Annotated in this window: 9 protein-coding genes; 3 read left to right on the forward strand and 6 right to left on the reverse strand. The window is 68.9% G+C overall.

Translation table 11 applies throughout. The annotated features are described in order from the left end of the window. Positions 1–21: 21 nt before the first annotated feature. From OHO83_RS31120 to OHO83_RS31130, 3 genes are read right to left on the reverse strand one after another with little or no spacing between them, the layout of a single operon-like run. Entirely contained in the window at positions 22–1,659 is a 1,638-nt protein-coding gene (locus OHO83_RS31120; protein ID WP_330280054.1) for a sugar ABC transporter substrate-binding protein, read from the reverse strand. A 49-nt stretch (positions 1,660–1,708) separates the two neighbouring features. Then, positions 1,709–2,617, reverse strand: coding sequence for a carbohydrate ABC transporter permease (locus OHO83_RS31125; RefSeq protein ID WP_266669908.1), 909 nt, complete (start codon positions 2,615–2,617; stop codon positions 1,709–1,711). Further along, positions 2,614–3,468, reverse strand: a complete 855-nt coding sequence (locus OHO83_RS31130) for an ABC transporter permease (protein ID WP_266676297.1) — start codon at positions 3,466–3,468, stop codon at positions 2,614–2,616. Before OHO83_RS31130 ends, OHO83_RS31125 begins: the two co-directional genes overlap by 4 nt. Positions 3,469–3,813: 345 nt before the next feature. On the opposite strand from OHO83_RS31130, the gene OHO83_RS31135 reads away from it, so the two are divergent. Together OHO83_RS31135 and OHO83_RS31140 are read left to right on the forward strand one after the other, a co-directional pair. Then, positions 3,814–4,788 (forward strand): hydroxyacid dehydrogenase, encoded by a 975-nt coding sequence (locus tag OHO83_RS31135; protein WP_330280811.1) that lies wholly within the window; start codon positions 3,814–3,816, stop codon positions 4,786–4,788. 154 nt (positions 4,789–4,942) lie between these two features. Further along, positions 4,943–6,940 carry a carbohydrate binding domain-containing protein gene (locus tag OHO83_RS31140; RefSeq protein ID WP_330280055.1) on the forward strand — a complete coding sequence of 666 codons (1,998 nt, stop codon included), beginning with the start codon at positions 4,943–4,945 and terminating at the stop codon, positions 6,938–6,940. 68 nt (positions 6,941–7,008) lie between these two features. Here OHO83_RS31140 and OHO83_RS31145 read toward each other — a convergent pair whose 3' ends face one another. The 3 genes from OHO83_RS31145 to OHO83_RS31155 all read right to left on the reverse strand — a co-directional run bounded on the left by OHO83_RS31145 (position 7,009) and on the right by OHO83_RS31155 (position 10,436). After that, positions 7,009–8,955 (reverse strand): S53 family peptidase, encoded by a 1,947-nt coding sequence (locus OHO83_RS31145; RefSeq protein WP_266669904.1) that lies wholly within the window; start codon positions 8,953–8,955, stop codon positions 7,009–7,011. Between the two features lie 204 nt (positions 8,956–9,159). Then, positions 9,160–9,777 carry a DUF305 domain-containing protein gene (locus OHO83_RS31150; RefSeq protein ID WP_266669903.1) on the reverse strand — a complete coding sequence of 206 codons (618 nt, stop codon included), beginning with the start codon at positions 9,775–9,777 and terminating at the stop codon, positions 9,160–9,162. Continuing rightward, positions 9,774–10,436 (reverse strand): DUF3105 domain-containing protein, encoded by a 663-nt coding sequence (locus OHO83_RS31155; protein WP_266669901.1) that lies wholly within the window; start codon positions 10,434–10,436, stop codon positions 9,774–9,776. Before OHO83_RS31155 ends, OHO83_RS31150 begins: the two co-directional genes overlap by 4 nt. 319 nt (positions 10,437–10,755) lie before the next feature. Between OHO83_RS31155 and OHO83_RS31160 the strand changes: the two genes are divergently transcribed. Beyond that, positions 10,756–12,117 carry a glutamine synthetase family protein gene (locus OHO83_RS31160; protein WP_116503685.1) on the forward strand — a complete coding sequence of 454 codons (1,362 nt, stop codon included), beginning with the start codon at positions 10,756–10,758 and terminating at the stop codon, positions 12,115–12,117. Positions 12,118–12,268: the final 151 nt, after the last annotated feature.

Here is a 12,268-nt window from a genome sequence, read left to right on the forward strand (position 1 = left end):
ATCATGGACGATGCCGTACGGTCAGTGCGCCGCCTCGTACTCCTTGGCGAATTCCTCCAGTGCCTGCTGCCCGCCCTGGTTCAGCCACTTCTTGTACACGGCGTCCCAGTCGGAGATCTTCCGGCGGCCCGTGACCGTGGCCGTCACGCCGTCGCTGATGATCTGGTCGAGCGTCGCGCCCTGCTTGTTGTACGTGTCCGACTGCAGGCCCCAGCGGTCGTTCGGCACCATCATCGGGATCACCTTCTGCTGCCACGCGTGGAGGCGTTCGACGATGTCTCCGTAGCCCGGCGCGTACAGGACCTGGGGTGCGTCGCTCAGGTACACGAACGGCAGGTTCACCTTCGACTCGATGAGGCCCAGCGGTGTCGCTATCGGGTTGTTGTCCTTGTCCCGCTTGAAGTGTGTTCCCTCCAGGCCGAAGTGCACCAGCTCGTACTCCTCGGTGCCGAACGGCGAGGCCAGGTAGTCGAGGATGCGCAGCATCAGCTTGACGCGGTCCTTGGAGGCCTTCTTGATCACCGTGTAGCCGAAGATGCCCTGCGACTGCTGGTAGCCGGGTGTGGTCCCCTCCGGGACGTAGGGGACCAGCGCGTTCAGGTCGAAGGCATTCTTGATGCCCTGTGCCGAGCCCGGGTACGAGAGGAAGCCGTCGGTCATCGAGAGGACCGTGCCGTTCCAGAACTGCGTCTTGAGGTCCACCTGGGAGACCGACGTCGCCTCCGGGTAGTACACACCGGCCTTGCGCAGGTTCGACATGAACTCGAGCGCGGTCTTGAACTCGTCCGTGCTCGCGAAGAACGTCGCCTTGTTGTCCTTGATGCGCCACTGGTTCGGCGCACCGTGCCACGTGGCGTGTGTCTTGAAGCCGAAGAACGCGGTCGACGAGGCGCCCAGAGCCCACTTCTTGGACGTCGTCGTCTCCTTCGCCATGGCCGCGAAGTCCCCTGCCGACATGCCCGGCTTGTAGCCCGCCTTGGTGAAGGCCTGGTTGTTGAAGTAGAGGGTGTCCTGCGGCTTGGGGCGCTCGACCGGGACTCCGAAGATCCTGCCCGAGATCCGGCCCATGCCCTGCCAGGCGTACGTCGGGATGCCCGCCAGGTTCGGGTAGTCCTTCACCGCGTCGCCCGACAGGTACTCGGTGAGGTCCTCGCAGCGGGTCTTCACGAACTGCGCCTCGCGCGGCAGCACGTAGCCGCCGCCGATGTTGATGATGTCCGGCAGGTCGTCGCCCGCGAACAGCGTCGCCATCTTGGTGCGGAAGTCCGCGTCCGGGACCACGGTGAACTCGACGTCCACGCCGAGCGCTTCGTTGATCGCCGCCCACAGCTTGTTCTGCGCCGCCGGCTTCGGCGGGGTGCCGTATGTGATGGAGAGGACCTTGATCTTCTCCTTGCCCGTACCGGGCTTCTCGGCGACGGCCTTGACCAGCTTCGCGGGGTACGTGGTGTAGCCCGCCTGGACGCCCTCCGCGGTGGCCGCCAGGTCCGGCTTCGCGCCGGTGGCGGGGGTGTACGTCGGCCACGCGGCCGCCTTCTTGCCCGCGTTGGAGACCGAGCCGCCGCCACCCGAGTCGGTGGAGCAGGCGGTGAGGAAGGACGGGGCGGCCAGGGCGGCGCCGCCGACCGCTATGGAACGCAGCAGGGTGCGACGCGACATCGAGGAACCGGACACGTGAGTGGACCCTTCGGGAAAGGTGGGCAGCTGGCTAGCTTTTGACGGCGCCGGTGAGCACGCCCTTGGTGAAGTACTTCTGGAGGAACGGGTAGACGAGGAGGATCGGGACGGTGGCGATCACCAGGACCGCCATCTGCGTCGTCTGCGGGGCCGAGACCATGCCGGCCTCGCTGAGGCCCGTGTCGCTGATCTGCGCGCCGCCGATCACATAGGTGCGCAGGACCTGGGAGAGCGGCCAGTGGTCGGACTCCAGGTAGATCGAGGCGTTGAACCAGGCATTCCAGTAGCTCACCGCGTAGAACAGGCCGACCACCGCGAGGGCCGCCTTGGACAGCGGGAGCACGATCCGCCAGAACACCGTCCAGTCGCCCGCGCCGTCCAGGCGCGCCGCCTCGTACAGCTCCTCCGGTATTCCCTGGAAGAAGCCTCGCAGGACCACGAGGTTGAAGACGTTGATCAGGACGGGGGCGACGAGGGCCGCGTACATGTTCTGCAGCCCCAGGCCCTTGACCAGGAGGAACGCGGGGATCATGCCCGGGGGGAAGAGGAAGGTGAAGAGGATGATCAGGAGGATCGGTTTGCCGCCCAGGACCCCTGGGCGGCTGAGTGCGTAGGCCAGGAAAGAGGTGCAGGCCAGGGAGGCCAGGGTGCCTGTCAGGGTTACGCCGATGCTGACGCCCAAGGCCTTGGTGACGATGCCGCCGCTGAGGATGTTGCGATAGGCGCGCAGCGTCGGGTCCGTGGGCCACAGGACCCAGCCGCCGTTGGCCACTACTTCCTTGTTCGAGGCCAGTGACGTGGAGATGATCACCAGGAACGGGATCAGGACCAGGGCCAGGACGACCGCTATCGCCACCGCTTTGGCTGCTTGGGTGGCCGGTTTCGGGTTTTCCTTCCAGGCCGGGCGCGTGGGGTTCTTGGTGTTCATGGCTGTGGTCATCGGTAGATCCCCTGCTCACCCAGCTTGTGCGCCACCCGGTTCGCGGTGAAGACGAGCACCGCGCCCACCAGGCCCTTGAACAGGCCCGCCGCTGCCGCGTATCCGGTGTCGCCGCCGACGATTCCCTGCCAGAACACGAACGTGTCCAGGACCTCGCCCACCTCCGGGCCCACCGACTGGCGCTGGAGCAGCATCTGTTCGAAGCCGACCGACAGGATGTCGCCGAGCCGCATGATCAGGAGCAGCACGATGATCGGGCGGATGGACGGCAGCGTCACGTGCCAGAAGCGGCGCCAGGGGCCCGCACCGTCGATCGCGGCCGCCTCGTACTGCTGCTCGTCGACCTGCATCAGCGCCGCGAGGAAGATGATCGTGCCCCAGCCGGCGTCCTTCCAGACCACCTCGGCGACCACCAGCGGACGGTACGCGTCCGGGTTGCCGATGATGTCGACCGTGTGGATCCCCGAGTCGCTCAGGAACGAGTTCAACAAGCCCGTGTCGGACAGGACTTGCTGGAAGAGCGCGACGACGATGACCCAGGACAGGAAGTGCGGCAGATAGACGACGGACTGCACGAAGCGGCGCAGGAAGTCCGACGTCAGGCTGTGCAGGAGCAGAGCGACGGCCAGGGGGATGGGGAAGAAGAACGTCAGCTGGAGCACCGCTATGTAGAAGGTGTTCCACGTCGCGTGCCAGAAGTCCGCGTCGCCGAACATCCGGGTGAAGTTCTCGAAGCCCACCCAGGGGCTGGCCCAGAGGCCGTCGAACGGGACGTACTCCTTGAACGCCACGACGTTGCCGACGAAGGCGCCGTAGTGGAACAGCAGGAAGTAGGCCAGGCCCGGGACCATGAGCAGCAGGAAGGTGCGGCTGCTCCGAAACCGTTTCCCGAAGCTGTCCTGCCTGGGTTTGTGCGTCTTTGACCCGCTGGCCGGGGTGCCGGGAGGCTTCACCGCCTCGGTCTCGGGCCTGTCCTTCGCCACCGTGGGCACGGAAACCCCTCCGTTGTTGGAACAAGGTGAGCGGGAATCTAAAACGGTTACTACGCTGGGTCAACCCCCCAGTCCCTGAGATCTCTTGACCATCTCTCAGCATTGGGCCTAGCCTCCTGACATCTTGAGGTAACCGGTTACTAAATATCTGCAGCTGGAGGGTGGTAGCGCGTGGCAGCACACCGACCGATCGCGGCACTGGCCATGGACGCCGAGGTGCTCGACCGGGTCATCCCGTCGGACCTGCGGCAACGGCTCGGACGGTGCGTCGACCTCGCACCCGTGCCGCTGACCGGGCCGCTCGGTACCCCCGAGGCCCGCGCGGTCCTCTCGGGGGTCGAGCTGCTGGTCACCGGCTGGGGCTGCCCGCAGCTCACCTCGGACGTCCTGGCGCACACGCCCCGGCTCCGCGCCGTCGTGCACGCCGCCGGTTCGGTCAAGCCCGTCGTCTCGGACGCCCTGTGGGACCGGCCCGGCATCATCGTGTCCTCCGCCGCCGACGCCAACGCGGGCCCGGTCGCCGCCTTCACGCTCGCCGCGATCACCTTCGCCGCGAAGAAGGCGTTGCCCGTCGCCGCCCGCTACTCCGGCGGCTGGCCCGGCTTCACCGCGCGCGAAGGGGCCGACGGCCGCATCGTCGGGATCATCGGCGCCTCCCGCATCGGCCGCCGCGTCATCGCCGGGCTCCGCGCCTCGGACGCCGGGTACCGGATCCTGCTCACCGATCCGTACGTCACCGAGGCCGACGCCGCCGCACTCGGCGCCGAACTCGTCGACCTGCCCGAACTGTGCCGGCGCAGCTCCATCGTCAGCGTCCACGCCCCCCAGCTTCCGGAGACACGGGGATTGTTGGGGGAGGAGATGCTGAAGCTCGTGCCGGACGGGGGCGTCGTCGTGAACACGGCCCGGGGCTCGCTCGTCGACACCGAGGCGCTGGCTCGTGAGTGCGCCGCCGGACGGCTCGACGCGTTTCTCGATGTCACCGACCCCGAACCGCTGCCCCCCGGGCACCCGTTGCTCACCCTTCCCAACGTCCTGGTCACCCCGCACATGGCGGGCGCGCAGGGCAGTGAGGTGCGTCGGCTCGGGGTGTACGCGGTGGAGGAGGCCGAGCGGTTCGCGCGCGGTGAGGAACTGCTCGGGCGGCTTCGGCGGGAGGACCTCGCCCGGCTCGCCTGACGGGGCGGGGCTCGGCTTGTCCGCGAGGGCGGCGGGGTGTCGGGGGAGAGGTGTGCGGTCAGCGAATGTAACCGTTTCCCGTCCGACCATTGACCTCAACGGCCTTGCTGGGCACGGTACTTGCCGGACTTCTCTCCGATCCCCAGGAGTAAGAATGGCACCGGTTACATCCCGGCTCCGAAGAGCCTGCACCACGCTCGCGGCCGGCCTCGCGCTCGCCGCCTCCGCCCTCGTCTCCCCGCCGGGCGCCCAGGCCGCCGGGTCCGCGCACCCCGGCCACCCGCCCCACCCCGCGCAGTCCGCGAGCACCCCCTACTACGTGGACTGTTCCGCCGCCGAGAACGGCGACGGCAGCCTCGCCGCGCCCTACAACAGCCTCGCCGCGGCCGACGCCGTCACCTACGGGCCCGGCGACCGGCTCTACTTCAAGCGCGGAGCCACCTGCCGCGGCCAGCTCAAGCCCACCGGATCGGGCTCCGCGGCGGCCCCCGTCAGGGTCGCCCCCTACGGCTCGGGCGGCGCTCGGCCCGTGATCGAGGGCGGTGGCACGGTCTACGCCGCCGTCCATCTGCTCAACGTCGAGCAATGGGAGATCCGCGGTCTGGAGGTCACCAACAAGGGCGCCACGGACGCCGAGCGCAACGGCATCCTCGTCGAGCTCGCCGACCACGGAACCGGCACCCACTACGTCCTCGACGACGTCTACGTCCACGATGTCGACGGCGGCGACACCAAGAGCAGCAACGGCATCCAGTTCCGCGTCTCCGGCACGGCGACGCCGACCCGCTTCGACGACGTACTCGTCGAGAACAGCGAGATCTACAAGGTCGACCGCGAGGGCCTGACCACCCAGTCCAGCTGGGCCTGCCGCGCCGTCTACGGCTGCACCGGCGGTCCCGCGTGGACGGCGAGCACGCGTGTCGTGTTCCGTGGCAACAAGATCCATGACATCGGCGGCGACGGCATGGTCGTCCGCGTGACCCGGGACGCGCTGGCCGAGCACAACGAGGCGTACGACATCTGGATGCGCTCGGCCGGCAACAACGCGGGCCTGTGGACCATCAACAGTGACGGGACCGTCTTCCAGTACAACGAGGTCCACCATGTGCGCCGCAAGGCGGGCATGAACGACGGCATGGCCTTCGACGCCGACTTCGGCACGCGCGGCGCCCTGTTCCAGTACAACTACAGCCACGACAACGAGGGCGGCTTCCTGCTGCTGTGCGGGGCCTGCGGAGGCGGCGCGAACACGGCCGGCACGGTCGCGCGTTACAACCTCTCCGTCAACGACGGCTCGCGCATCCTGTACGCCGTCGGCGACGCGGCCGCGCAGATCCTCAACAACACCTTCTACATGGGGGCGGGTTCCACCACGTCGGTCGTGGAGAGCAGCGGTGGCGCGTCCACCACGCTGTGGAGCAACAACATCTTCTACAACCTCGGCACCGGCGGTTACGGCGGCAAGCCCGCCGAGCACACCTGGCGCAACAACGTCATGTACGGCAACCACCCGGCGTCCGAGCCCGCCGACCCCGGCAAGGTGACCGCCGACCCGCTCCTCGCCGACCCGGGCTCCGCCGATCCCGCGGGGTACAAGCTGAAGGCCGGATCCCCGGCGCGCGGCGCCGGGCAGGTCACCACCGGCTCCGGCGGCGAGGACTACTTCGGCGCTCCCGCCCCCGTCGCCTGCCGTCCCGACATCGGCGCCCACCAGGTCTCCGCGTTCGACGACGCCGCCTGTTCGGGCGGGACCAACCTGGTCGCCAACCCCGGCTTCGAGACGGGCGTCTCACCCTGGGCGCCCTCGGGGGCCGTCGCGGCCGACACCGCGGATCCGCACGGTGGCGGCTCCAGCCTGCGCGTCTCGGGGACGCCGAGCACGGCCGAGCAGAAGATCACCGTCGCGCCGAACACCACGTACACGCTCTCCGGCTGGGGGCGCGTCGACGCGTACGACACTCAACTGGCCGTGGGAGTGAAGAACTTCGGCGGGTCAGAGACCCGGATTCCGGCCTTCAGCGCGTTCGGCTGGCGCACCGGCAGCATCACCTTCACCACGGGCGCCACCAATACCTCGGCGACCCTCTACTGCTACACCCGCACCGGTAAGGGCAGCGGCTGGTGCGACGACCTGAGGGTCGTCAAGCATTAGGGAAGGCGCGGGAATTGAGGGCGGCGCCCGTCCCGGGGATGTCCTGGGACGGGCGCCGCTTTCTCGGGTCAGCGACGGCCGAAGGACGTCACATAGCCCGGCGCCGGCGAGCCGACACCCGTCACGTCGTCGTAGCCGCGGACGGCCTTGAGCGAGCTGTCCTTGCCGAGGCTGCGCAGGGAGGTCAGCAGGCCGTCGGCCGCGTCGAACCCGTTCGCGTAGTCGACACGGACGACCGCGAGGTCATGGCCGTTCGGCTTGTCCGTCACGTCGTGGTAGATCTTCGAACCGGAGCGGTCGTAGATCGCCGGGTTGGCGAAGCCGAGCGCGTGCCCGCCGCGGGCCTCCTGGACCAGCGCCTGGACACCCGCGATGACGGGCGCCGCCAGCGACGTGCCGCCGATGCGGTACTCGTCGTACTTGAGCGAGCCGTCGGGGAACGTCTGCGACTGGCCGACGAGGAAGCCGGTGTTCGGGTCGGCCACCGCGGAGATGTCCGGCACCGTACGCATCTTCTGCGAGCCGCCGTTGGCGCGCGCCAGCGAGTTCGGGACGACACCGCTCTGGTAGAACGGCTGCTTCACCGTCTTGCTGGTGCCGCCGCCCGCACCCGAGGTGTACGCCCCGGGGAAGGCGTCCCAGCTCTTGCCGTTGGCCGACAGGTTGGCCTTGAGCGTGCCCCAGCCGGTCTCGAACTGGTACTTGTCGCCCTTGCCGACGGCCAGCGACGTACCGCCGACCGACGTCACCCACGCCGAGTTGGCGGGCACGTCGACCTGCTTCGTGCCGGTGTGCGCCACCTCGTCGCCGTTGTCGCCGGACGAGAAGTAGAAGCCGATGCCCTCGATCGCGCCGTACTGGAAGATCTGGTCGTACGCGGCGGCGAGGTCGGGGGTCTGGTTGGCCTCGATGTCGCCCCACGAGTTCGACACGATGTCGGCGAGGTGGCCGTCGACGATCTTGCCGAGCGAGTCGAGCAGCGCGTCGTCGTAGCAGGACGCGGCGCCGACGTAGGTGATGTCGGCCGCGGGCGCCACGGCGTGCACGGCCTCGACGTCGAGGGTCTCCTCGCCGTACCAGCCGGACGCCCCGCACTCCTCGGTCTTGGTGTAGTCCGCGGGCAGGACCTGCTTCAACTGGCCGCTGCGGTAGGCCGCGTCACCGTTGCGCTTGGCGTAGGTGGCCGCGTCCTTCGCGATGGTCGGCGAGGCGTACGCGTCGGTGATGGCGACGCGGACCCCCTTGCCGGTCTTCTTGCCGGCGCCGTAGGCGGCCCGCAGCTGCTTGCCGGTGTAACCCTTCACCGCGTACGGGGCCTTCTGGCCGTACGCGGACGGCAGGGTGCTCGCCGTCTTCGAGCCGTAGTACGACGAGAAGGGGCCGGCGTTGTGGAACACGGCGTCCGGCGGCGGCAGCGTCTCGTCGTGGTCCGCCTTGTGCGGCGCGCTGTCCAGGCCGGTCACGGTGAGGACCGCGCCGTTCAGGGACGCGGGCACCGTCGCGGCGGCCGTGGGCGCGCGGTAGGTGTGCTTGCCCTTGGCGTAGTTGTGCAGCTGGGCGCCGAACGCCTTCTCGGCGGCGGCGACTTCGCCCGAGACGGAGATGTAGTGCTTGCTGACGTCGGTCACGGTGAGGCCCGAGGATTCGAGCCACTTCGTGACCTCGGCTATCTGGGCCTTGGTCGCGCCGAAGCGGGCCTGGGCCTGCTTGGCGCTGAGGTACTTGCCGTACGACGCCGACTGCGGGTCGGACACGGCCTTCGCGTACGCCGCGAGCCCCGCCGCGTCACGCCCCGCGAGGTAGACGCGGGCGTGCACGGTGGAGCTGTTCGACGTGGCGCCCTGGTCGGCCTTGGCCGTTGCCCACAGCGGCTTGGTGCCGGTCAGTGCGTCGCGGGCGCCCGGGTTCGGGTCGGCCTGGGCGACGGGTGCTGCGATGGCGAGCGCGCCGGCGAGCAATGGCAGTGTCGCTGCCAGGCTGAGCCCGGCGCGGGCCGCGGCACGGGTGGATCTCATACAACCCCCTGCGATGTGGTTCGTCGCGTGTGGCGACTGTGATGCGCGTGCGCCGATCGAGCTGCGCACGCAACTGATCACTGTTGCGCCGAACCGTTCATGCAAGGGGAATGGAAGCGCCAAGAAGAGCCCAAGGAACGCCATTCGAGGGCGATTTGGGGCGGTACGTAATCGGGGTGGGGGTTCCCTCGGGGTCCCCCCTGCCTACGACCGGTCCTTCAACATCCCCGCCATCAGGTCGATTTCCGACTTCTGCGAGGCGACCATGCCCGCCGCGAGCCGTTTCTCCACCCCGACCTTGCAGCGCTCGACGCACCCCTCGGCCATATGGACGCCGCCCTTGTGGTGCGCGGTCATCAGCTGGAGGTACAGCACCTCGGCCCGCTCACCGTTCGCCTTGCGGAGCTCGTCGAGCTGTGTGTTCGTGGCCATGCCCGGCATCAGCGCGCCGTCCTGTCCCGGCGGCATGTCACCCATGCCCATCCAGGACATCGGCGGCTTCGCCGACACCTTCGGCAGCCCCCACAGGTCGAGCCAGCCGAGCAGCATGCCCCGCTGGTTGGCCTGCGTCTGCGCGATGTCGTAGGCGAGGCGGCGCACCTCCTCGTCGTCGGTGCGGTCGCGCACGATGTACGACATCTCGACGGCCTGCTGGTGGTGGACCGCCATGTCCCGCGCGAACCCGGCGTCGGCGGACTCGGCGCCCGGCACCCGAACGGCCGACGAACCGCCGCCGTCCCCGTCGGCGACCGCGTACGTGACCGCGCCGGCCGCGACGAGCACCGCCGCCACGGCCGGCGCGATCCAGGCCGCGCGCCTCACTGGGACAGGCCGTTGGTGCAGGCGGCACCCGGCTCAGGGGTCTGCTTGCCCTGGACGAACGTCGAGAAGAACGAGGCCACGTCCGGGTCGGTGGCGCTCTTCACGGTCCGCTGGTGGCCCCACGCGCTCAGCATGATCGGGTCCTTCTGGTCCTGGTCCGGGCTCATCAGCGAGTACGGCGTCTGGCGGACCTTCGCCGCGAGCTTCTGCACGTCGCCCGGGTCGGCCTTGTCCGTGTACGTCACCCAGACCGCGCCGTGCTCCAGGGCGTGCACCGCGTTCTCGTTCGGGATCGGCTTCTTGTAGACGTCGCCGTTGCAGTTCATCCAGACCTGGTTGTGGTCCCCGCCCACCGGCGGCGTCATCGGGTACGTCACCTTCTTCGCCACGTGGTTGCGGGTCAGCTTCCCCGACCAGGTCTTCACACCGTCCGAGCCGGTCTTGAACGACCCGGCCGCCGACTTCGCGTCCGTCCCGCCCTTCGAGTCGTCACCCTTCATGAGGGCCCACGCCCCGAATCCGGCGAGGCACACGACGACGACGGCGCTCACCACGATCACGAGGACACGGCGCAGACGCTCGCGGGAGCGTTCGGCGCGGCGCATCTCTTCTATCCGGGCCTTGCGCGTCGCGGAGCCGGTGTTCTTGGCGGAACCCATGGTGAGTCCTTCTGGGAAAGGGACGGGACGGCTGAACGGGTCCGCTGATCGTAGTGGGGAGCGGGGGGCCGTTGCCATGCCGTGTAGCCGGTGCTCCGGACGGCAGGGACTATGGGACGAGGGCCCCAGCAGGCACTATGGGCACGGAGTCGTATACATCTGCCGTTCGCACGATGTTCGGGCCCGGGTCGGCCAGTCGATCAAGGTCGGCAACGCGCATGAAACGGTGATGTGGTGGGATGCTCAGGAGCCTGCCGACGGTGTCCCGCAGGGCGCGGACGCAGGCGGCCTGACCAGCAAGGATGGGTGGAAGCGGAAGATGGACAAGCAGCAGGAATTCGTGCTCCGGACGCTCGAGGAGCGGGATATCCGGTTCGTCCGCCTGTGGTTCACGGATGTCCTCGGCTTCCTGAAGTCGGTGGCCGTGGCCCCGGCGGAGCTGGAGCAGGCCTTCGACGAGGGCATCGGCTTCGACGGCTCCGCGATCGAGGGCTTCGCCCGTGTGTACGAGTCCGACATGATCGCCAAGCCTGATCCGTCGACCTTCCAGGTGCTGCCCTGGCGCGCCGAGGCACCCGGCACCGCGCGGATGTTCTGCGACATCCTGATGCCCGACGGCTCCCCGTCGTTCGCGGACCCGCGCTACGTGCTGAAGCGGGCCCTGGCCAAGACCTCGGACCTGGGCTTCACCTTCTACACGCACCCCGAGATCGAGTTCTTCCTCCTCAAGGACAAGCCGCTCGACGGGTCCCGCCCCACCCCGGCCGACAACTCCGGCTACTTCGACCACACCCCGCAGAACGTCGGCATGGACTTCCGCCGCCAGGCGATCACCATGCTCGAATCCATGGGCATCTCGGTCGAGTTCAGCCACCACGAGGGCGCCCCCGGCCAGCAGGAGATCGACCTGCGGTACGCCGACGCGCTCTCCACGGCCGACAACATCATGACGTTCCGGCTCGTCATGAAGCAGGTGGCGCTGGAGCAGGGCGTGCAGGCGACCTTCATGCCGAAGCCGTTCTCCGACCACCCCGGCTCCGGCATGCACACGCACCTCTCCCTCTTCGAGGGCGACCGCAACGCGTTCTACGAGTCCGGCTCCGAGTACCAGCTGTCCAAGGTCGGCCGCTCCTTCATCGCCGGCCTGCTCAAGCACGCCGCCGAGATCTCCGCCGTCACCAATCAGTGGGTCAACTCCTACAAGCGCATCTGGGGCGGAGGCGGCCGCACCGCCGGCGCCGGCGGCGAGGCCCCCTCGTACATCTGCTGGGGCCACAACAACCGCTCGGCCCTGATCCGCGTCCCGATGTACAAGCCCGGCAAGACCGGCTCCGCCCGCGTCGAGGTCCGCTCGATCGACTCGGGCGCGAACCCGTACCTGACGTACGCCGTGCTGCTCGCCGCCGGCCTCAAGGGCATCGAGGAGGGTTACGAGCTCCCGCCGGGTGCCGACGACGACGTGTGGGCCCTGTCCGACGCCGAGCGCCGCGCCATGGGCATCGAGCCGCTGCCGCAGAACCTCGGCGAGGCCATCGCCCTCATGGAGCGCAGCGAACTCGTCGCCGAGACCCTGGGCGAGCACGTGTACGACTTCTTCCTGCGCAACAAGAAGCAGGAGTGGGAGGAGTACCGCTCCGAGGTCACCGCGTTCGAACTGCGGAAGAACCTGCCGGTGCTGTAGGGGCAGGTCAGAGCGGCTTCGCGCCGCGTCGTGCCTCCGGGGCCGTCGGTCTACGACCGGCGGCCCCGTCGCGTGCGTCGGGGACCGGGCCGTCTGTGGGCCGTGGGCCGTCGGATCGGCTCACCGGACAGGCCTCCTGGATCACTCAAGC

The organism is Streptomyces sp. NBC_00569 (assembly GCF_036345255.1).
Taxonomy (GTDB): Bacteria; Actinomycetota; Actinomycetes; order Streptomycetales; family Streptomycetaceae; genus Streptomyces.